This window comes from Actinokineospora bangkokensis, assembly GCF_001940455.1.
Lineage (GTDB): Bacteria > Actinomycetota > Actinomycetes > Mycobacteriales > Pseudonocardiaceae > Actinokineospora > Actinokineospora bangkokensis.
The window spans coordinates 1-20,939 of the sequence record NZ_MKQR01000014.1; the positions used below are offsets into that span (position 1 = coordinate 1).

At 75.9% G+C, this 20,939-nt stretch carries 18 protein-coding genes; 5 read left to right on the forward strand and 13 right to left on the reverse strand.

The genetic code is table 11. The features are described from left to right. The 12 genes from BJP25_RS14110 to BJP25_RS14165 form a co-directional block, all read right to left on the reverse strand. A partial coding sequence (locus BJP25_RS14110; protein WP_143219069.1) for a zinc ribbon domain-containing protein occupies window positions 1-315 on the reverse strand: 315 nt, incomplete at its 3' end. A 72-nt stretch (window positions 316-387) separates the two neighbouring features. Next, window positions 388-2,340, reverse strand: coding sequence for a putative baseplate assembly protein (locus BJP25_RS14115; protein WP_075975379.1), 1,953 nt, complete (start codon window positions 2,338-2,340; stop codon window positions 388-390). A 3-nt stretch (window positions 2,341-2,343) separates the two neighbouring features. Then, window positions 2,344-2,781, reverse strand: a complete 438-nt coding sequence (locus tag BJP25_RS14120) for a GPW/gp25 family protein (RefSeq protein ID WP_332888635.1) — start codon at window positions 2,779-2,781, stop codon at window positions 2,344-2,346. 30 nt (window positions 2,782-2,811) lie between these two features. Continuing rightward, on the reverse strand, window positions 2,812-4,659 hold the full coding sequence (locus BJP25_RS14125; RefSeq protein WP_075975380.1) for a VgrG-related protein: 1,848 nt from the start codon (window positions 4,657-4,659) through the stop codon (window positions 2,812-2,814). 3 nt (window positions 4,660-4,662) lie between these two features. Further along, window positions 4,663-5,946, reverse strand: a complete 1,284-nt coding sequence (locus BJP25_RS14130) for a phage tail protein (protein ID WP_075975381.1) — start codon at window positions 5,944-5,946, stop codon at window positions 4,663-4,665. Next, complete coding sequence (locus BJP25_RS14135) at window positions 5,943-6,413, reverse strand: phage tail protein (protein ID WP_075975382.1); 471 nt, start codon at window positions 6,411-6,413, stop codon at window positions 5,943-5,945. Before BJP25_RS14135 ends, BJP25_RS14130 begins: the two co-directional genes overlap by 4 nt. A gap of 52 nt (window positions 6,414-6,465) precedes the next feature. After that, on the reverse strand, window positions 6,466-9,456 hold the full coding sequence (locus BJP25_RS14140) for an eCIS core domain-containing protein (RefSeq protein WP_075975383.1): 2,991 nt from the start codon (window positions 9,454-9,456) through the stop codon (window positions 6,466-6,468). An 87-nt stretch (window positions 9,457-9,543) separates the two neighbouring features. After that, entirely contained in the window at window positions 9,544-9,708 is a 165-nt protein-coding gene (locus BJP25_RS35010; protein WP_198943489.1) for a hypothetical protein, read from the reverse strand. Next, entirely contained in the window at window positions 9,705-10,115 is a 411-nt protein-coding gene (locus BJP25_RS14150) for a hypothetical protein (protein ID WP_075975385.1), read from the reverse strand. The genes BJP25_RS35010 and BJP25_RS14150 overlap by 4 nt, the downstream gene beginning before the upstream one ends. Continuing rightward, on the reverse strand, window positions 10,112-10,564 hold the full coding sequence (locus BJP25_RS14155) for a phage tail protein (RefSeq protein WP_075975386.1): 453 nt from the start codon (window positions 10,562-10,564) through the stop codon (window positions 10,112-10,114). Before BJP25_RS14155 ends, BJP25_RS14150 begins: the two co-directional genes overlap by 4 nt. A gap of 31 nt (window positions 10,565-10,595) precedes the next feature. Continuing rightward, window positions 10,596-11,030 carry a phage tail protein gene (locus BJP25_RS14160; RefSeq protein WP_075975387.1) on the reverse strand — a complete coding sequence of 145 codons (435 nt, stop codon included), beginning with the start codon at window positions 11,028-11,030 and terminating at the stop codon, window positions 10,596-10,598. A gap of 3 nt (window positions 11,031-11,033) precedes the next feature. Then, entirely contained in the window at window positions 11,034-12,560 is a 1,527-nt protein-coding gene (locus BJP25_RS14165; protein ID WP_075975388.1) for a phage tail sheath family protein, read from the reverse strand. 432 nt (window positions 12,561-12,992) lie between these two features. Here BJP25_RS14165 and BJP25_RS14170 point away from each other — a divergent pair, with 432 nt between their 5' ends. From BJP25_RS14170 to BJP25_RS34155, 5 genes are all read left to right on the forward strand, one after another. After that, window positions 12,993-13,619, forward strand: a complete 627-nt coding sequence (locus tag BJP25_RS14170; protein WP_075975389.1) for a helix-turn-helix transcriptional regulator — start codon at window positions 12,993-12,995, stop codon at window positions 13,617-13,619. A gap of 29 nt (window positions 13,620-13,648) precedes the next feature. Next, complete coding sequence (locus tag BJP25_RS14175; RefSeq protein WP_075975390.1) at window positions 13,649-16,243, forward strand: choice-of-anchor D domain-containing protein; 2,595 nt, start codon at window positions 13,649-13,651, stop codon at window positions 16,241-16,243. Between the two features lie 123 nt (window positions 16,244-16,366). Next, complete coding sequence (locus BJP25_RS14180) at window positions 16,367-16,981, forward strand: Pvc16 family protein (protein ID WP_075975391.1); 615 nt, start codon at window positions 16,367-16,369, stop codon at window positions 16,979-16,981. Window positions 16,982-16,984: 3 nt separating this feature from the next. Continuing rightward, window positions 16,985-17,383, forward strand: coding sequence for a PAAR domain-containing protein (locus BJP25_RS14185; protein ID WP_075975392.1), 399 nt, complete (start codon window positions 16,985-16,987; stop codon window positions 17,381-17,383). An 85-nt stretch (window positions 17,384-17,468) separates the two neighbouring features. Next, window positions 17,469-18,848, forward strand: a complete 1,380-nt coding sequence (locus tag BJP25_RS34155) for a COG1470 family protein (RefSeq protein WP_075975393.1) — start codon at window positions 17,469-17,471, stop codon at window positions 18,846-18,848. A 63-nt stretch (window positions 18,849-18,911) separates the two neighbouring features. Here the strand turns inward: BJP25_RS34155 and BJP25_RS36200 are convergent. Then, on the reverse strand, window positions 18,912-20,939 hold a 2,028-nt coding region (locus BJP25_RS36200), incomplete at its 5' end, for a LuxR family transcriptional regulator (RefSeq protein WP_269844546.1).

The following is a 20,939-nucleotide window of genomic DNA, read 5'->3' on the forward strand; positions in this document are numbered from 1 at the left end:
GGGTCCAGGCGGGCCGGGCGCGGCCGCCGGGGTGGGCGGGGGCGTCATGTTGTCGGCCTTGCCCCGGGTGGCGACCGAGGACTCCTGGCCGGTGTCGTAGAAGTCGCCGTCGTCGGTGGACACGCCGCCCATGACCGCGCCCATCACCCGCTGGTAGAGGGTCGGGCGCTTGCGCGCCACCGGGACGGCGACCTCGACGACCTTCGGCTTGGCGACGGCGACCTTCTCCCCGGACCACTCCAGGAAGCGGCCGCAGGCGCCGCAGAACGCGTCGGAGTCGCCGTTGCGGCTGCCGCACTCGGTGCACTGGATCATCACTGCGCTCCGATCATCACTGCGCTCCGGGGGTGGGAACGGGCCCGGCGGTGGGCCGGGAGCGGGCGGTGGTCATCGCGGGTCCACCCTGACCTGGTGGTCGAAGCTGAAGACGAGGCTGTTGGCCTCCAGGTCGACCCGGTCCCGCTCGGCGCCGCGCTCGCCGGTGACCGGGTTGGCGCTGAAGAGCCGGATGTCCTCGACCTGGTCGACGCCGGTGACGCGCTGGAGCACCGCGTGCAGCTCGCCCGCGCGCACCGAGCGGCCGAAGGGCCAGCCCGCGCCGCCGGGGCCGCCGCCGGGCAGCGGGCTCAGGTAGCGGCGCAGCGCCGACAGGGCGTCCTCGCGGACCCGGTCCGCCTTGGCCCTGGGCAGCGCCACGACGCGGGCCACCACCGTCACGCCCCGGTAGCGCGGGGGTTCCACCAGCACCGAGGTGCCCGCGGGGCGGACCCGGTCCAGGTGCTCGGCGAGGCGGACGAGCACGGCCTCGTCGGGCACCAGGTCGGCGAAGTCGACGACCCCGTCGCGCTCGGCGGCGGCGGGCACCACGAGCACCTTCACCGCGCCCGCGGCCACCCCCGCCTCCCCGGCGGCGAGGCAGCGCACCCGCGACAGCTCCGGCACGGCCTGGCGGGCCAGCACCTCGTAGTCCTCCGTGGTCACCGCCCGCCCGCGGGTGCGCAGCATGAGCGCGCCGCGGGTGCGGGCCTGCTCCAGCGTCTCGCCCTCCACCCCGCCCTGCGCGGAGCGAGCGTTGGTCACCGCGGCGACGAACGGCACCGACGACTTGAGCGTGCTGATGGCGCCCGCGGCGACGTTGCCGCCCGCGCCCCCGCCCACGGCGTAGCGGCGCACGCGCACCGGCGCGCCCCGCTCGGGCACGGCCCCGTGCTGGCGGGTGGTGCCGTCGGGCAGCCGCAGGACGGGCCCGAGCAGCACCTCCCCCGCGCACGCGTCGAGCACGAAGTGCGGGTCGCCCTCGCCGCTCTCGGCGAAGTCGTCGACCCGCTTCCACGGCTGCCACCCGTCCGCGCCGCCCACCTCCAGGACCACCTCGACCGCGCCCGCGAGCACCGGGGCGGACCCGAGCCGGAACACCTGCCCGGCCACGCCCTCGGCCTCCCCGAGCGCCTCGTCGACGACGAGGTCGGCGTGCAGGGCGGTGCCGGACACCCCGACGGTGGCCACCGCCAGCCCCTCCACCACCGGGCTGGCGGTGTAGGGCGGCCTGCCGTCCTCGGGGTCGACGACCCTGGCGCGCAGCCAGCCCGCGCGGGTGCCCCCGAGCAGGGCGGGCCGGTGCTCGGCGGGCAGCTCCAGCACCACCGACCCGGAGGTGTTGAGCCCCCCGGTGCCGTCGCGCAGCACCGCGCACGGCGCCCAGCCGCCGGGGGTCAGCGCCTCCCACACCAGCGGCGGGTGGTCCGGGTCGACGCCGATGCCCTCCACCCGGCCGTCGAACACCACCTCCACGGCGCAGTCGGGCGCGGCGGCGTCCAGGGCGAGCAGCAGCTCGTCGTCGGCGCCGGGCACCTCGGAGAACGCGGCGAACCGGGTGGTCAGCGCCGCGGAGAAGCGGTGCTCGACCAGCTCCCCGCCCGCGGCCCTGGTGTGCGCGGCCACCAGCGAGCACGGCACGGCGACCAGGTCGTCCTCGGTGGTGAACACCGTGGACTCGACGGTCTCGGTCCGCGGGGTGCCGACCCGGGTGCCCGCGGGCACGACGAGCTCGGCGGTGGCGTGCGCGGACAGCCAGAACGTCACCCTGGCGCGCGCCGGGGCGGGCGGGAACATCCGCACCCCGATGAGGTCGAGGAACTTCACGTGCAGCCGGTCGGGCACCCGGTTGAGCCGGTAGATGAGCTGGTCGGCCATGTAGGCGAAGGTCTCGATGAGGGTGACGCCCGGGTCGGAGACGTTGTGGTCGGTCCACTCCGGGCAGCGCCGCTGCACCAGCCGCTTGGCGTCGTCGACGAGGTCCTGGAAGTGGCGGTCGTCGAGGTTGGGGGTCGGCAGCGCCATGGCTCAGCCCACCTCGGACCCGGCGGCCGCGGGCAGCTCGGCGCGGGTGTCGGGGATGGAGTAGAAGGGGAAGACGAGGTTGCGCGGCTCGTTGGTGGCGCGCACGGTGTAGGCGATGTCGATGTGCAGCACCGCGGGGTCCTCCGGTGACGGTCTGGAGTGGACGGACTCGACGACGACCCTGGGCTCCCACATCGCCAGCGCCCGGCGCACCTCGTCGGACACCGCCTCCAGGGTGGCGCCGCTGACCGGGCCGAAGACGTGGTCGCGCAGCCGGGAGCCGAAGGCGGGGCGCATCGGCCGCTCCCCCGGGTAGGTCGCGAGGATCAGCCGCATGGCCTGCTCCAGCTTGTCCGTGCCGCCCGCCAGGGCGATGCCGCCCACGGGGCTGACGCCCACCGGGTAGGCCCACCCCGCGCCGACGAAGTCCGCGTCCACCACAGCACTGCCTCCACCCCGCTCCGCGAACGGCTAGTTGAGCTTGATCGGGTTGCCCTTGATCTCCACCGGGCCCGCGCTGTCGATCTTCACGCCCGCCCGCGCGGTGAGCGTCAGCCGCTCGCCGCCGTCGACGGTGACCTGACCGCCCGCGCCCGCCCTGACCTCGACGCTGCCGCCGTCGCCCACCTCGATGACCAGCTGGCCCTTGGCGGACTTGCTGCCCGGCGGCACGGGCTTGCAGCGCAGCGCGACGGTCCCGGCGGTCTGGTCGAGCACCAGCGCCAGCTCTCCGCCCGCGGTGCCCAGCAGCAGGTCGGAGGCCTTGGGCGCGCCGCCGCCGGGGCCCACCTCGTCGTGGAAGGCGAGCCGGTTGCCGGTCGGGGTCACGATCCCGCGCCAGGCGATCGCCGCGTTGGCCCCCGACTTGAGCACCGGGTCGCCGCCGAGGCCCTTGCCCGGGGAGCCGGTGGGCAGCCCGGCCAGCACGTAGGGCCTGCGCGGGTCGCCGAACTCGAAGGCGACCAGCACCGCGTCGCCCACCTCCGGGTGCAGCGCGGTGCCGCCGCTGGCGGTGCCGCCCAGCTGCGCCACCGGGGCCCAGTCCGACTCGTACGACGGCGACAGCCACGGCAGCGCCACCCGCACCCGGTGCAGGCCCTGCGGGTCCCCGATGTCGGTGACCACCCCGCTCTGCACCCCCTCGACCCGCGGCGCCGAGCCCGCCGCGCCCGCCCCGCCCGCGAGGCCGAGCAGGGTGCGCCGGTGGCGGCCGCTGACCTCGAACCGGGTGAGGTAGCCGGTGACGTCCCAGGAGTGCACGGCGCGGGTGATGGCCCACTTGCCGGAGAACGTGGCCCCCGCGCCCACCACCTCCGCGACCACGCCCGCCACCAGCGCCGGGTCGCCCAGCGCGGTGCCGACGGCCTCCGCGGCGGTGCTGCCGTGGTGCTCGGCGAAGCCGGTCGCGGCCTCGGTGGCGGCGATGTCGACGGCCTGCCCGACCGCGAGCGGGGCGAGGGCGTCGACGTGCCCGTGCGCCGAGGGGGCCGGGCCGAGCTTGGACGCGGCGGCCGGCGGGGGCGGTCCCTTGGGCGCGAACAGGCCCGCGAGGGTCGCCGGGTCGGCGGCGGAGAGGTCGGTGGAGGCGATCGTGGTGGGCTTGACCTGGCCGACGACCTTGCCCGCCGCCGGGTCCCACACCCGCACCTCGGCCTTGCCGGTGAGGTTGCCCGCGGTGACCCGGGGCCGGAACTCCACGAGGTTGTCCCGCAGCGTCAGTTCCACCGCCGCCCGCCCGCGCCCGGCGTCGACGGCCCTGGTGAAGAAGAACTCCCCGCCGCGCACGCCGAAGTCGAACCCCAGGGCCGCGGCCCGCCAGGCCAGGAACTCCCAGTCGGTCTGGTTGACCTGCCCCACGTGGTCGTGGGCGGTGCGGGTCGGGTCCACCGCGCCGACCGGGATGCCGTGGTCGGCGGCGACCCGGCGGGCGATGTCGGCGTCGGTGGAGTTGAGGAAGGTGCGCGAGCGGTGCGCGCGCTGGAACCGGTGGTCCTTGGTGTAGCCGCGCACGACGGTGCGGTCGACCTCGGTGAACTCGCCCTCCACCGCGGTGACCTCGCCGGTGATCACCTCCACGCCGCGCTCGTCGTCGGTGCCCGCCGAGCTGATGGCGACCTCGGTGCCGATGGTGAACGGCGCGTCGCCGTCCCACCCGGCCAGGGTGATCTCGAACATGTCCGGCAGGTGGGCGCAGGTGTCGACCACGACCCGCTCGACCCGGCGCAGCACGGCCTGCGGCAGCGGGCTGCGGGCGGTGCCGGTGCGGATCTGCGGCAGCACCCGGACCGGGTGCGGCAGGACCCTGGTGCGCGGCGGCACGGCTCAGGCCCCCGGCAGCCGCAGCGCGCGCCCCGGGCGCACGCGCAGCGGGTCGTCGATGCCGTTGGCGTCGGCCACCTCGCGCCACCGGGCCGGGGAGCCCAGCTCGGCGGCGGTGATGCCCGCCAGGTTCTCCGCGCCGGTGACGGTGCGGGTGTGCCCGCCGGGCAGGCCGCCGGAGTGCGGGTTGGTGCCCGGCAGCGCCTCCACGACCTCCTGCAGGGTCAGCCGCACCTTGGCCCTGGTGGGCACGCCCGCCGCGCTGAACCGGGTGTAGGTGACGTGCGCGTGGGTCAGCGCGGCGTCGTGGTTGACCCCGTCGCCGCGGCCGGTGCCGCCCAGGCGGATGCGCACCTTGCGGCCGAGCAGCTTGCTGGTCTCCTTGCCGGTGCCCGCGCCGATGTCCTTGGCCTGCGGGTCGAGCCAGGCCCACACCTTGCCCACGGTGGTGGCCACCTCCTGCTGGCCCACCAGGTGCAGGTCGTCGATGTTGATGTTGAGGTCGCCGCGCTCGACGTGGCGCAGCTGCGGGCCCTCGTGGCCCTCGGGCAGGGTGTGCACGGTCAGCAGCGGCGAGCTCTTGGACACCGACACCTCGGCGGGGTTGTAGGCGAACTCCAGGTCGGCGCCCGCGGGGTTGCCGGAGTCGTCGAGCAGGGTCAGGGTGAGCCGCGCCTGCCCACCGGAGGTGCCGGTGGCCTCGCCGCCGTCCTCACCGAGGAACCCGCGGTGGGCCAGGGTCAGCTTCTCCACCGCCACGGCCCCGCCCTTGCCCGACAGGGCCGGGGCGGTCCAGCTGACCGGCACGGCGCCGGTGAGCACCCACTCCGCGACGACGTTGCGCCCGGCCGCGCTCGGGTCGCTGGGCAGCGCGCTGTAGACGGTGATGGTGACGGTGGCGCCGGGGTAGTCCTTGCCCGCCTGCGCCCCGCCGATCCAGTCCTTGGCCACCGACCGCAGCCAGGTGCGCACCTCCTCGGCGCCCGCCTTGTCCATCGCCCGCTCCAGGGTGATGTCGGGGTAGGTGATCCGGCCGGGGACGAGCACGGGGCCGCCGTAGGACCCGCCGGGGTTGATGGTCTCGGTGCCGAAGTTCGCCTGCACCGCCGAGCAGCCCGACCACTTGCCCAGGTCCTGGGTGCCGGTCACGCCGGAGACCTTCACCTGGAACCACATGGTGAGGCCGTAGCCGGGTGCGGTCGGGGCGGAACCGGCCCCCTTGAGCGACGAGCTGAGCGCGCCCAAGGCGGCCGGGCCGTTCATCAACGCCTGCATGGGGGCGATCACCGGGCCACCGCCTCGTCGTGCAGGAACCCCGAGTGCGCCAGCTCCAGGGTCTCCATCGCGGGCTTGGCCGAGCCGGAGTCGAAGTCCGAGATCGACCAGCCGATCGGGAAGAACGACTTGAGCTCCCAGCTCAGCACCGTCATCCCGGTGAAGTCGAGCATCTCCACCGCGCCGCTGAGCGGGGTGAACTTGCGCGAGGTCACCGCGAGCCAGCGCTGCACGGTGGCCGAGTCGGTGCACGCGGCGCGCACGAGCTTGATGGTCTCGTAGGTGGCGGCGCCGGGGACCACCTGCTCCTTGATGTCGTTGCCCGCGCGGTGCACCAGCTTCTCCCAGCGCACGGTGAGGCCGGTGACCTTAGACCAGGTGCCGAGGTCGTACACGCCGTGGTCGATGCGCACCACGAACCGGTGCGTCATGGAGACCTGTCCGAACAGGAACTCCGCGGCCTTGGGCAGCATGCTCATGCTCACCGGGGCCTCACCGTCCTCTCCGCGCTGGTGGGGTGCTGTCGGGGTGTCACCGGGGGTCGGCCAGGGTTCCGCTGCGCTCGCGCTCGACCAGCAGCTCCGCGCGCAGCCGGGCGCGCAGCCGGTCGTAGAGCCTGCCCGCGAGCCGGTCCAGGCCGCGGGCGTCCTCGGGGAACCGGCGCCCGGCGTGCTTGCGCAGCTCCACCACCGACGTGCGCAGCTCGCCTAGCTGGCGGTAGACCTCGGCGAAGCCCTCCGAGTTGTCAGGGGGTGCGGTGTCGGGGGGCGCGGGGTCGGGCGCCCGCTCGGGCTCGCGCGGCGGGAGGTGGTCCTCCGGCGGCTGCGGCGGCGGGGGGCCCGCCCGGTGCTCGGGCGGCGGCTCGGCGCCGGAGGTCGGCGGCGCGGCCTCGCTGGAGAACCCCGAGCCGAGGGTCCAGGACACGGGGTCCGCGGTGTCGGTGGACGCGCGCTGCGGGGCGGTGTCCACGGAGGCGGTGGACAGGAAGCGGGGGTGCGGCAGCGTCGGCGGTTCGCCACCGTCGCGGAACCACCGCTCCACGGCCCGCGCCTGCGCCTCCAGCACACGCCCGCCGGGCGTCCCCTCGGCGGGCAGCGCACCGCCGAGCGCCCGCTGCTGCACGACGTGCGTCAGCTCGTGGGCCACCAGGGCCCGGGTCTCGGGGTCGTCGGCGCCGCCCGCGGCGAGGGGCAGGTGGATCTCCCCGCCCGCGGTGAAGGCGCGGGCGCCCAACTGGTCGGCCAGGGCGGCCACCTCCGGCCCGCGGTGCACCGGCACCTCCCCCGGGTCGACGCCGAGCCGCCGCCGGAAGGTGTCCACCACGTCGGCGGGGACGGCCGTGGTGACCGGGCGGGCCAGGTCGAGCACCGCGATGGGCGCGGCGGCGGTGGTGAGCGCCACCGGTGCGGCGGGAGCGGGGGTGCTCGGCGCGCGGGGCACGTCGGGCACGGAGTCGTGCGGGAGCAGCGACCGGTACACCGACTCGCTCGGCCGGTGGACCAGCTCGGCGGGGACGTGCTCCTCCAGCACGGCGAGGAGCTGCTCGGCCACCGCGTCCGCGACCGGGGAGAACGGGAGCGGGTGATCGGCCGCCTGCTCCACGACCGGGGCGGGCGGGGTGCTGTCGTCCCGGGGGTGCACCAGGGCAGGCCCGCTGATCATGGAGGACGCGGCCGTGGGCTCCACCGGGGCGGGCGGGATCACGACGGTTCGCACGACAGGGTCGGGGATGGCGCCCTGGGCGATGGGCTTGGGCGCGGCGGGAGCAGGCATGTCGCGGGCGACGGGGTGCACCAAGTCGGCGTGTGGCTCGACGGGCTTCGGCATCGGGGCAGCCGGGTGCACGAGGTCGACCGGAACCACCGGCAGGACGGGAGTCTCCAGCGGCATGGGGGTGTCGACCGCGCTCACCACTGGCTGGGCCGGGGGCGCGGGCTCGGCGACGATCGCTTCCAGCGCAGGTGGCTCGACGCTCACCGGCTCGACAGCGGGCACGGGCGGCTCGGGCAGGTGCGCCTCGGTGGTGAACGGCTCGGTGGCGAACGGCCCGGCACTCGACGGTTCGACTATGGCCTGCTCAACCGCGGACGGCTCGACCGCGACCGGCCGGGGGTGCACCAACTCCGGCTCAGGCAGGACCGCAGGCCCACTGCGCCCTCCGGCATCCTGCACGATCGCCTGCTCCGCAAACGTTTCCGCGACGACGTGCACCACGGTCGGCGATACCACGGGCGCGGCAGCGACGGGCTCAACAGGAATCAGCGGTACGGCCGCAGGCTCAGCACCAATCGGCTCAGCGACAATCGGCTCAGCGACAATCGGCTCAGCGATCACCAGCGCGGGTTCGACAGGCGCGGGGTGCACCAACTCCGGCTCCGCGACCGGTGACACCGCAAGCAGGTCGACCGCGTCGGCCTCAGAGCGGGGTTCCGGGTCCGGCTCGGCCCAGGAGGGCTCGGGCGCACGCGCCTGCACGGGGGCGGCCGCGTCGACTCCGATCGGCACGGCGGGCGCGGGCACCTGCGGGGTCGGGTGGACCAGCTCGGTCGCCGCCTGTGCGTCGACACGGGCAGGAAGCGCTTCGAGGGCGGCGGCGAGCGGATCGACCGCGGGCACCGGGAGGTCCGCAGTGGTCTGGACGGGGGCTGGTTCGCCCTCCTCGGCAGGCTCGGTCCCCTCGGGCCCGCGGTGCGGCGCGGGCGCGCGGGTGCTGGCCAGCGGGGGGCCGATGCCCAGCCGCCTGCTCTGGCCGATGTTGAGCTTGGGCCCGCGCGGCGGGGGCGGCGGCGCGGGCGCCGGTTCGGGGGCGCCGAAGCCGGGCGGCGGGGCGGCGACCGAGCTGCCGCCCTCCAGGCTGTTCAACCCGAGCATGCCCAGCGCCTGCTCGATGCCCATGCTCTCATACTCGGCCATCAACCGGTCGAAGCTGGTGACACCGCGGAACGGGGTCTGCGGCTCCACCGCCTCGCCCACCAGCTCGGGCGAGGCCTGCACCAGCGAGTGCGCTGGCCGCTCCGCCCGCACCACCGGCACCGCCCGAACCACCGGCCGCTCGACCGCCACCGGCTCCGGTGGGGCGGACGCGCTCTCCGGGGAGGCCCAGGCCTCCTGGGGCTCGGCACCCCCGTCGACGTCGACCGGCTCCGGTCCCGCGGGCCACACCGGCACCGCCCGCGCCACGGGGGCGGCGGGCGCGAGCGGCGTCGGGGCGACCAGCTCGGCGCCCGGCACGGGGTTGCCGGGCGCTGCGACCGAGACGGGCCGGGTGGGCGGGGTGACCCGCAACCCACCCGACACGGCGGGCACCACGGGGGTGACCAGCGCCCGCGCGCCCGCCACGTCCGGCAACCGCCACGCGGGCGCCAGCATCGGCGTCGGGGCGGCGACGGGCAGCGGGGGCACCCCCCGCCACTGCCCCATCGGGCGCTCCGGGACCTCAACCACGCCCGCGCCAGCCGAGCGGGCGTCGGTCGCGGGGACGTCGGCACCGTCGGCGCGGCGCCTGCGGAACGGCCACCTCATCGGTCCTCCACGTGGTCTCGGTTCGGCGGGTCACGGTCTGGCGGGGTCACGGTCTGTCCCGATCTCGCGGGGTCTCGGTCCGGCGCGTCAGAAGGACGCGCCCGGGGCGAGCGCGCGGTGGATGCGGCCCACCTCCGCGATGACGGCGGTGCGGCTGCGGTGGTCCAGGTCCAGCAGCTCCGCGAAGGGCCAGTGCAGGTAGTAGGCCAGGTACGCGATCTCCTCCCACAGCGTGGGGACCGCGTACCTCACCGTTCCCCCGGCGCACCACCGGCGACGTCGACCGCGAAGTCCCTCCCGCAGCCGGGGCAGCGGACGTCGGCCTGGGTGTGGCCCTCCTGGTTGACCCGGCGGTAGAGGTCCTGCAGGAACGCCAGGTCGGAGGCGAACAGGCCCTCCACCACCATGCTGTCCACCGCGGGCAGCGTGCCCAGCCGCACCAGGGTGCGCTCCAGCAGGAGCACGGTGAGGTAGGCCGGGTTCTGCCGCACCCGCGCGTCGGTCTGCGTGCAGATCTCGTCGCGGGCGGTGGCCAGCCGCATCGAGCCCTCGCGGTGCACGGTGCCGTGCTCGTCGACGAACCCGCGGGGCAGCACGAACGGGTACTCCGTGCGCAGCGGTCCGCCGGTCGCCGCGGCCGGGGTTCCCAGGGCGGTCATACGACCCTGATCTCCTCGCAGGTCACCTTGACCTCGATCATGACGACCGCCGAGTCACCGGCCTTCATCCCGCTGATGGTCAGCTCCGAGCACCAGGCGTTGTGCAGGTCGTAGGTGAGCTGGATGCTCGGGCTGGGCTCGGCGGCGTCCATCACGAACAGCTTGCCGTCGCCGCGGCCCATCGGGTCGCCCCGGCGGGCCATGGCGTGCCAGGTCATCAGCGCGAGGTTGCCCGCGGTGTCCAGGCCGCGCTTGAGGCTGATGGTCGGCGGCTCGGTCTTGCCGTACTGCTTGGTGTGCACGGTCTTGCCCGTGTCGTCGTTGTAGATGTACTCCTGGGCGGAGACCTTGGAGCTGATGCCGCCCAGCTCCGAGAAGGCGATCCGGCCCAGGTTCGCGAAGTCGAGGTAGAACCTGGCGGCCGAGACGACCTGGCCGTTGCTGCTCATGTCCGACGTCCTCTCACGACAGTGCCCGCGCTCAGGCGAGCATGATCGAGTCGCACTCGATCGTGGTCTTCATCATCACCACGCCCGCCGCACCGGCGGCGACGGTGTCCATCTCCACCCGCGAGCACCAGGCGTTCTCCAGCACGCACGCGGCCTTGGTGTCGCCCGCCGCGTCCATGATCATGAACATCGCGGGCACCTTGGCCAGCGGGTTGTTCATCCTGGCCAGGGCGTGCCAGGCGAAGATCCTGGCGAAGCCCTCGCCGTCGAGGCCGCGGCGCAGCGTGATCGACGGCGGCTTGGCGCGGCCGAACTGCTTGGAGTGGACGTTGCCGAGCAGGCCGTTGTAGTCGTGCTCGCTGTGCTCGACCGCGGAGCTGAACCCGGCGAGCTCGGAGAACCCGAGCCCGGTCGACCACCCGTCGCACATGACCACGAACCGCGCGGCGCTGACCACCTGCCCCACGGCCTACTCCTGCAACCCGGCGCCCTCGCTGTACTGCGAGAGGCGGAACACCACGAACTCGGCGGGCTTGACCGGGGCGATGCCGATGTCGACGGTCAGCAGGCCGACGTCGCGGTTCTCCTCGGGGTTGTTCTCGGCGTCGCACTTGACGAAGAACGCCTCCTCCGGCGTGCCGCCGAACAGCGCGCCGCTGCGCCACACCTGGCGCAGGAACATCGTGATGGTGCGGTTGACCGACGACCACAGGTACTGGTCGTTGGGCTCGAACACCACCCAGTTGGTGCCGTTGAGGATCGACTTCTCCACGAAGTTGAACAGCCTGCGCACGTTGAGGTAGCGCCACTCGGGGTCGCTGGAGAGGGTGCGCGCGCCCCAGACCCGGATGCCCTGCCCGGGGAAGGAGCGGATGCAGTTGACCCCCACCGGGTTGAGCTGGTCGTGCTCGCCGCGGGTGATGCCGGACTCCAGGTCGATGACCCCGCGCACCACCTCGTTGGCGGGCGCCTTGTGCACGCCGCGGGTGTCGTCGCTGCGCGCCCAGACGCCCGCGACGTGCCCGCTGGGCGGGGTGAACACCGGCTTGCCGGTGGCCGGGTCCATGATCTTGACCCACGGCCAGTAGAGGGTGGCGTACTTCGAGTCGTAGCCCGCGACCTCCATCCGCCACTGCTTGAGCTGCTGGGGTCGCAGCCCCGGCGGCGGGTCGAGGATGGCCACCCGGTCCGACATCAGCTCGCAGTGGGCGATCATCGCCAGCTGCACCGCCTTGACGCCCTCCAGGTCCAGCGCGCCGCGCTGGTAGGCGCTCATCAGGTCCGGGACGGCGAGCATGGTGATGTCGTCGATCGCCTCCAGGGAGGCGAAGCCGGTGCGGTCGCCCGCGTCGCCGACGTAGTCGTCGGGGCTGACCGCCACCAGGTCGGTGCCGGTGCCGCCGCCGGTGAGGGTGGTGGTGCCGCGCGCGGGGGCCGCGACCGCGCCCGACCGGCTCTCCTCCACCGCGACCAGCTTCGACTGGCGCAGCGCGGTGGCCACGTTGGACGGTCCCCTGCGGACGGTGACGTTGTCGTAGACCTCCTCGGCGCCACCGCCGCGCACCACCAGCTTGAAGGTGTCCTCGCCGGGCTCGGAGGCGTCGACGACCTCGACGGTGGTCTCGTTGCCCGCGGCGCCGGGCAGCAGCGCGCGCAGCGCCAGCGGCTTGCCCTGGCCCTGCGGGGCGAGCTCGGCGCGGGCGGGCGCCCCGGTCTCGGCGGCCTCCGGGGCGTCGCGGTTGACCCGCACGACGTAGGCGGTGCCGCCCCCGTTGAGGAAGTAGCCGTACACCGAGTGCGCCAGGTACGCCCCCTCGACGAACCCGCCGAACGCCTGGGTGTACTGCGTCCAGTTCGTGACCAGCACCGGCTCGTCGACCGGGCCCTTCTCGGCGAACCCCACGAAGGCCGCCACCGCGGTGCCCACCCCCTCGATGGGCTTGGACCCGGACGACACCTCCTCGGTGTAGACGCCCGGTGACAGGTAGCTCGGCATCCGTCCTCCCTCCACTGCTGCGACGCCGCCGATCGTGGCAACCGGGCCGGGGGTGGCAGCAGAGGAATCCGGGTGTCCGACCGCGCAAGGCCGTTGCGCCAAAGGGCAACCGGCCCCCCGCGCGCGCGAACGCCTGGCGCGCAAAGGATCCGACCGGTGGGGACGAGCCGGGGCAGGGGTAGCCCGAGGGCGCGGGGGCCGCAGCCGGGGACGCTCCCGGGGCACACTCCGCGCACCAGTGGCATCGCCGCCGCCCGGGCGGGCGTTTCGGTTTCCGACGCGCCCATTCGGGTGATCCTTTGCCGCTGCGACCTGCGGATTCAGCCCCCTGGGGAACCTAGGGACGAACCTGGGGATCTTCCCCAGGTACCTCCGCCGGTCCGTGGCCCATGGTGGGAGCCGTCACCGCGCCCAGACCCCGAGGAGGCCCCCATGGGCGGCAGGATCCCGGTCCACGTCCACGCACCGGATGCCATCACCCGCTTCGGCCTCAACGCCGCGCTCGGCCAGTGCGCCGAGCTGGTCCCGGTGGAGTGGGAGCGGGTCGCCGAGGGCACCGTCGTGCTGCTGGCCGCCGACGCGGTGGACGCCCAGCTGCTGCGGGCGGTGCGCGAGCTGCACGCCCGCGGCTGCACGCACCTGATCCTGGTCACCTCCGCGGTGGACGAGGCCGGGTTGCGCGCCGCGGTCGAGGTCGGCATCTGCGGGGTGGTGCAGCGCGACGAGGTGAGCCCGTCGAAGCTGTCGCAGACCGTGGTGAAGGCGACCCAGGGCGAGGCGGCGATGCCCGCGCAGATGCTGACCATGCTGCTCAACCAGGTGTCGCGGTTGCAGCACGGGGTCAGCACCGCCCGCTCCACCCGGCTGACCGGGCTGACCGCGCGGGAGACCCAGGTGCTGCGGCTGGTGGCCGACGGGCTCGACACCGACGAGATCGCGACCGAGCTGTCGTACTCCTCGCGCACGGTCAAGAACATCCTCTACGGGGTCACCAGCCGGTTCTGCCTGCGCAACCGCTCGCACGCGGTGGCCTACGCCATGCGCGAGGGCTTCATCTGAGCGACCGGGCCGAGCGGAGAGGAGCGCACGTGGACGGCGGGGACCCCGTGGTCGGGCACGGGACGGAGTGGGGCTCGGGCGCCAGGCGCGCCGCGACCGCGACCAGGGTCGGCGCGGCGCTGGTGGTCGCCGCGGTGGTGCCGACCCTGATGGTGCTGGCGCCGGAGCCGGTGCCCGCGGACACCGGCGCGCCGGGGACGGTGGAGCTGCTGTCGGTCAACGGCGGCGGCTCGGACGGCGGCTCCTGGGACTACGGCAACCAGGTGGCGACCTCCGGGGACGGCCGGTCGGTGGCGTTCACCACGCGCCGCTCCCTCGACCCGGCCGACGCCGCGGAGTACCAGCACGGGGACGTCTACGTGCGCGACCGCGCCACCGGCCGCACCGTCCTGATCAGCCGGGGCCGGTTCCCCTACTACGGCACCGGCACCCCGCCCCCGCCGCCGACGGCCCCGGTGGACACCGACTCCGACGCCGAGAGCTACGACCCGACGATCTCCGCCGACGGCCGCTACGTGGCGTTCGCGAGCGAGGCGCGCAACATCGCCCAGAGCCCCTACTTCGACAACTACGGCCCGAAGGTGATCGTCTGCGACCGCGACCCGGACGGGGACGGGGTGCTCGACGAGACCCTGCCGGACGGCGCCATGGACTACGACTACGTCATCGTCGGTGAGCGCCGCGGCGAGTGGGAGTCCTACACGCGCAGCCAGGCACCGAGCCTCAGCGCGGACGGGTCGGTGCTGTCCTGGGTGGAGGCGTACGCGCCCGAGTCCTACCAGCCCGTGGTGCGCTCGGTGCGCCTGCCGCACGGCGAGGGCGGGCGGCTGGTCACCCCCGACCTGGAGGACATCACCACCCACGGCCCGGCCTGGGGGTGGAACCAGGGCGAGGGCGTGTCGCGGGGGCCGGGACCGGTGACCACTGACGCCGGTGTCGCCTACCTGACCCCGGTGCCGTGCGGGGACCCCGCCCTGCGCGCCTGCGGGGACGCCGACCTGCGCCTGGACGCCGAGGGCGGCCCGGTCGACATCCCCGTGGCGGCCCCGGCCGGGTCCTGGTACGAGGTCCACGACCTGACGGCGTCGCGGGACGGCCGCGTCCTGGCGTTCGCGCTGATGGTGTGGTCGGAGGGCAGCGGCCAGCAGGAGCAGGTGCTCGTCCACGACCGCGACCCCGACCGCGACGGCGTGCCCTGGCCCGCCGAGGGCGAGCCCCTGGGCACGTCCACGGCCTCGCGCGACCCCCGGGGGCAGGACGCGGACGGGTTCCACCCGAGCCTGTCCGGCGACGGCCGGTACCTCGCCTTCCTCACCCGCGCCCCGGGGATGCACGACGGCGGCGACGTCCCCGACCCCGGCGACTACTACGACCCCACCCCCTCCCCCTACGCCCAGGCCGTCGTGCGCGACCTGGTGGAGGACGCGGCGCGCGAGGCGGCGGGGTTGCCGCGGCTGCCCGCCGAGCTGGTCAGCCGCAGCCGCGTCGTCACCTGCCCGGGGCAGTCGGCGGGCGGGCTGTGCGGGGGTGACTCGGCGGCCACCAGCGTGTCGGTGGACGGTGACGGCTCGCTCGTGGCCTTCCAGAGCAACGCGGGCGACCTGGTCGCCGGGGACACCAACGGCCTGCCGGACACCTTCGCCATGCAGTTCCGCCCGGGGCTGTCCGCCGCGCCACCGGACTTCGGCACGGCGACCGAGGGCGGCACCGTCACCCGCACGATCGTGGTCGGGCACCAGGGCTTCGGGCCCGTGCGCTTCACCGGCATCACCTTCACCGGCGCCGACGCGGGCGGGTTCGCGGTGTTCCCCGCCGACGGCTGCGCGGGCAAGGTGCTGCACCGGGGCGACACCTGCCCGATCTCGGTGCGCTACACCGCCGCGCGGGCGGGCGCCCGCTCCGCCACCGCCGTCCTGGCCTTCGACGGCGGCACCACCCCGGTGCCGCTGGCGGTGCGGGTCGAGGCGGTCGCGCCACCCACGCCGCGTGCCGGGACCCTGGCCCTGTCACCCGATGTGCTGACCTTCCCCGGGCCCCGATTGGCCCTGTCGCCCACCCCGGACCTGGTGGTGGAGGTCGTGAACTCCGGGGGGAGCCCGGTGGCGGTCACCGGCGTCGCCCCGGTGACGGGGGTCGGGCTGTTCCCCGGGGACTACCGGGTCGTGGCGGATTCGTGCACCGGCCAGGTCGTCCAGCCCGGCGCGCGGTGCCGGGTCACCGTGGCGCAGCAGCTTCGGGGAGCGGGGTCCAGGCCGGGGGCGCTGCTGCTGACCTCGGACGCCCCGGACGGCCCAAGGGTCATCGGGTTGGCGGGCAGCGGCGTGGTCGCGCGGCTGGTGGTCGACCCCGCCGTCAGCCGCGCGGACCGGGTGGTGCGCGTGCTGGGCGCGGGCTTCCCGGCGGGCGCGGACGTGCGGGTGGAGCTGCCCGCGGCGGGCGGCGCGGTCACGGCCAGGACGGACGCGGCCGGGGCGTTCAGCGCGCCCGTGGTGGTGCTGAACCACTTCGGCGTCGGCACCGTGCAGGTGACGGCGTCGGTGGCGGGCACCGACGTCACGGCGACCGCTCCGCTGCTGCTGGTCCAGGGCAGCTTCCAGCCGCCGGGCTTCACCTCGCGGGGCTGATCGGCCGCCGCGGGCGCGTGTCCACACCGGGCACGCGCCCGCGGCGCGCCCGGGGTCGGGCTGCCCGAATGCCTGTCCGCCCGCCCTGGCACCCCGCCGCCGCCCAGGACGAGACTCGCAGGCGTGCTGCACCACATCGACTCCGCCTTCGCGGACCTGCTGCGCGTGGTGGCCGGGCCGGGCGTCGACGTCCGGTTCGCCCCGCCGACCGGCCGCGCGGGCGCCGCGGCGCCGGTGCTCTCGGCGCTGCTGCACACCGTCAGCGAGGACACCGACAACCGGTTGGGCGGCTGGGTCGAGGAGCGCGACGACCACGGCCGGGTGGTGGGCAGGCGGGCGCCGGTGCGCCGGTTCCAGGTCGGCTACCTGCTCGCGGCGTGGTGCGCCGACCCCGTGGCCGAGCACGAGCTGCTGGGCGCGGTGCTCACCGGGCTGTGCGCGCGGCCCGCCATCGGCGTCGACGACCTGCCCGAGGGGCTGCGGCTCGCGGGTGCCCCGGTGCACGTCGACATCGCCAACCCCAGCCTGCCCCGCGCCCCGGTCGAGCTGCGCACCCGGGTGGGCGGGCCCGCCCGGGCGGCGCTGGACGTGGTGCTCACCGCGACCTGGCTGCCCGGGGTGGACACCGACCTGGACCCCGCGCCGGAGGAGATCGGCCTCGGCGTCGGGCGCGAGGTGCCGAGACCACCGCCCCGGGGGCCCGCGCTGCCGCCGCCCAGGGCCCGGATCCAGGAGTAGCCCGTGGGCGCACCCGCCGCCAAGCTCGGCGACCAGGTCCTCGCCACCGACACCCACATCGTGCTGGTGCCCTCCCCCGGCGGGCCGGTGCCCACCCCGGTGCCGCTGCCGTTCACCGGCAAGATCCTCGGCGGGTGCAGCGCGAACGTGCTCGTCGAGGGCAAGCCCGCCGCCGTGCTCGGCTCCACCGCGCAGAACCTGCCCCCGCACGTCCCGCCCGCCCCGGCGACGTTCCAGGTGCCGCCCACCGACCAGGCCACCATCGTCCAGGGCAGCGCCACGGTGCTGGTCAACGGCAAGCCCGCCGCGCGCGCCGGGGACAAGGCCCAGACCTGCAACGACCCCGCGCCGCTGCCGGTCGGCACGGTGCAGGCCACCGGCACCGTGCTCATCGGCCCGTGAGTGCCCCAACGGGCAGCGGCGGGCTGCGCGATGGGCCGCCCGGAACGACTCCCCGCCGCGGTCGCCCCGACCCCAGACTGGGCCCATGAAGCTGGCGACGATGGCGGACGCCGATGTCGAGGTGGTCCCCGGCGAGCAGGCCGAGTGCGTGGTCCTGGTCCGCAACGGCGGGTCCACCGTGGACCAGTTCGCGGTGGACGTGGTGGGCGAGGCGGCCGGGTGGACCACGGCCGAGCCGCCGGTGGTGAACCTGATGCCGGGCACCGAGGCCCCGGTGCGGCTGGTGTTCGCCCCGCCGCGCACCGCGGCGGTGCCCGCCGGTCCGGTGGGCTTCGGCGCCCGGGTGCGCTCGCGCGAGGACCCCGGCAGCTCGCTGGTGGAGGAGGGCACCGTCACGGTGCTGCCGTTCACCGCGTTCGAGGCCGAGCTGCTGCCGCCGCGCAGGCTCAGCAGCGGCCGCGCCCGCTACCGGCTGGTGGTGGCCAACAACGGCAACCACCCGCTCGACTGCGCCGCGGTGGGCGTCGACCCCGACGGTGAGAAGCTGGACGTGCGGGTCGAGCCCGCCGAGGCGGTGGTGCCGCCGGGCACCGCGGCCGTGCTCAAGGTCCGGGCCACCCCCTTCAAGCGCTTCCTGCGCGGCGACGTCGTCACCCACCCCTTCGACGTCGAGGTCACCGACCGGGCCGAGCCCGCCGAACCGCTCGTCGTCAGCGGTGTGCTGGAGCAGGGCCCGCGCCTGCCCAAGTGGCTGCTGCCCGCGCTCGCGGCGCTCGTGGCGCTCATCGCCGCGCTGGTGGTGCTGTGGTTCACCGTCCTGGTCCCCAAGGTGGAGTCCATCGCCACCAAGCAGGCCGAGGAGAAGGCGGTGGAGGTCGCGGTGCAGGTGGCGCAGTCGGAGGCCGCCAAGGCCGACGGCGGTGGCGCCGGGGGCGGCGGGGCCGGGGCGGGGTCCGGCGGCGGCGCGGGCGGCGGGTCCGGGGGCGGCGCGGGCGCGGGAGCGGGCGGCAGCAGCGGTGGGGGCGGTGGCGAGAGCGGTGGCGCGGGCGGGGCGGGGGGCACCGGCGGCACCGGCGGCCAGGACGGCGCCGACGCCGTGGCCCGCGCGGGCAGTCCGTCCCCTGTGGACTTCCGGATCGCCGCCGACGCCGCGCCGGTCGGGGACGGCTCCTACCGCGACTTCTCCTACACCGCGCCGGACGACCGCCCGCTCGACATCGGCGACCTCGTCCTGCAGAACCCCCGGGGGGACGTCGGCTTCCTCCAGGTCAAGATCGGGGACAAGGTCATCCTCGAAGCGGGCCTGGCCAACTTCCGGGACCTCGACTACCACTACGTCAACGCCCTGCGGGCCGCGGGCGGCACCCCGGTGGTCGTGTCGGTGAACTGCGTGACCCCGGGCAGCGGTGCCGAGCGCTGCACGCCGTCGGTGTCGTTCTCCGGAACCCTGCTGGCGACCAGCTGAACCCCGCGCGGGGGCGGTGGAGCACCGCCCCCGCAACGGGTCTCGGCACCGCCCCCCGGCCGCTCACCGCCCGCGCAGCTGCCTGCGGGAGGTGATGCCGAGCTTGGCGTAGATGTTGCCGAGGTGGAACTCCACCGTCTTCTCGCTCACGAACAACCGCGTCGCGACCTCGTGGTTGGTGTGCCCCTCCGCCACCAGCGCCGCCACCTCGCGCTCGCGCTCGGTCAGCGCCGCCGCGGCGGGGGCCTCCCCCGGGTCCCCCACCGACGCCGCCTCCACCAGCTGCGCGCAGCGCTCGGCGTAGGGGGCCGCGCCGAGTTCGGCGAAGCGCTCGGCGGCGACGGCCAGGACCCGCAGCGCCCCTTGGCGTTCCCCGTCCCCCAGCAGTGCGCGGCCCAGGGCGACCTCGGCCCGCGCCCGGCGCAGCGGCACGTCGTCGGGCCCAGGGGGGAGCGCGACGGCCGCCTCGTACTGCCGCCGCGCCCCGGCCGCGTCCCCCCGGACCTCCGCCAGGCGCCCGCCCAGCCACTCGACGGCCAGGCGCAGGGCGGGCACCTCCGCCGCCAACTCCCCCAGCCTGGCCAGTTCGCCGCGCGCGTCGTCCAGGCGCCCGGTCACCACCAGCGCCTCGGCCAGCAGCGGTCGCCACCGGGTCTCGGCGAGCAGGGCGGCCCCGGTGGGCACGGCGCCGCCCGCGAGGTGGTGGAAGTCGGTGAAGGCCCGCAGCGCCGCGGCGTGGTCGCCGCGCGCCAGGCCCAGCTCGGCCCGCGCCACCGCCGCGTCGACCGCCCGGTGCTCCAGGTCGGCGCCGTCGCGCACCCCGGCCAGGTGCCGCTCGGCGCGCGCCCACTGCCCGCGCCCGGCCGCCAGCACCGCGCCCCTGGCGTGCAGCGGCACGTCGAAGCCCGCCAGGCCGCGCGCCCGCCGGTCGGCGAAGGCGCGGCGCAGCACCGCCGTCGCCGCGCCCCAGGCGCCGCGCAGCCAGTGCGCGTCGAAGGCGGCGAGGGCGGCCACGACCGGCCCGTCCGCGCCGAGCAGCACCGGGTCGGCCGCCATGCCCGCCGCGCCGAGCGCGGCCGCGTCGGACAACCGGCCGGACTGGCCCGCGAGGATGGCCAGCTCCGCGGCGAGCACGGCGTCCGGGTCGTCGGTGAAGGGCGCCAACGCCTCCCGCACCACCCCCGCGCGCGCCGCGGCGGCGGCGGCGCCGTCGGCCAGGCCCATGCCGACGAGCCACTGGCGGGCGGCCCTGGCGCTGCTGATCAGGTCGGTGCGCGGGGCCTCGGCCAGCACCCGGCGGGCGTGCGCGGCGGCGCTGTCCCCGTTCCCCACCACCACGTGCGCGGCGGCGGCGCCGACCGCGGCCACCCGGCCGACCCACGGCGGGGTGGCCTCGTCGGCCAGGTCCACGGCCTCCTCGAACAGGGTGGCGGCCTCGGCCGCGGTCTGCGGGTCGGCCAGCGCGAGCAGGCCCAGCACACCGGAGCGCAGCGCGGACGGGGCGGCGGCGCGGGCCAGCCGCTCAGCGTCGGGCACCGCGCGCCCCAGCCACAGCCCCAGCGCCGCCGCGGCGAGGCCGAGCCGGTCGCGGGACTCCTCGGCGGAGCTCAGCTCGGCGGCCCAGCCCAGGTGGGTGACCGCGGCGTCGAGCGACCCGGTGGCGACCAGCCGGTCGGCCTCGGCGGCGAGCTGGTCGGCCAGGCCCGCGTCCACCCCGACCGCGGCCGCGGCGCGGTGGTGCCAGTGCCGCTCGCCCTCGGTGAGCCGGGCCGCCGCGGAGTGCAGCGCCCGCCTGCGCACCGGGCCGACGAGCGCGTGCACCGCGCGCACGACGTGGTCGCCGGGCAGGGCCAGCGGCAGCGCGTGGTCCCAGGGCGACCAGGCCAGCCAGCCCGCCGCCAGCAGCGGTTCCAGCGCCGAGGGCGGGTCGTCCACCCCGGCGACCTGGCCCGCGGTGGCCAGCCGGGCGCCGCCGCCGAGCACCGCCACCGCGTCCAGCAGCGCCCTGGCGGGCGCGGGCAGCCGCGCGAGCCGGTCGGCCAGGGCGTCGAGCACGGCGGTGGGCACCGGCGGGGCGAACGGCCCGGCCAG

Bases quoted from the DNA above. Each gene is read 5' to 3' on its own strand.
- BJP25_RS14115 (WP_075975379.1), bottom strand. From the start codon at position 2,340: ATGGCGCTGCCGACCCCCAACCTCGACGACCGCCACTTCCAGGACCTC.
- BJP25_RS14135 (WP_075975382.1), bottom strand. From the start codon at position 6,413: ATGAGCATGCTGCCCAAGGCCGCGGAGTTCCTGTTCGGACAGGTCTCC.
- BJP25_RS14140 (WP_075975383.1), bottom strand. From the start codon at position 9,456: ATGAGGTGGCCGTTCCGCAGGCGCCGCGCCGACGGTGCCGACGTCCCC.
- BJP25_RS14150 (WP_075975385.1), bottom strand. From the start codon at position 10,115: ATGACCGCCCTGGGAACCCCGGCCGCGGCGACCGGCGGACCGCTGCGC.
- BJP25_RS14155 (WP_075975386.1), bottom strand. From the start codon at position 10,564: ATGAGCAGCAACGGCCAGGTCGTCTCGGCCGCCAGGTTCTACCTCGAC.
- BJP25_RS14165 (WP_075975388.1), bottom strand. From the start codon at position 12,560: ATGCCGAGCTACCTGTCACCGGGCGTCTACACCGAGGAGGTGTCGTCC.
- BJP25_RS14170 (WP_075975389.1), top strand. From the start codon at position 12,993: ATGGGCGGCAGGATCCCGGTCCACGTCCACGCACCGGATGCCATCACC.
- BJP25_RS34155 (WP_075975393.1), top strand. From the start codon at position 17,469: ATGAAGCTGGCGACGATGGCGGACGCCGATGTCGAGGTGGTCCCCGGC.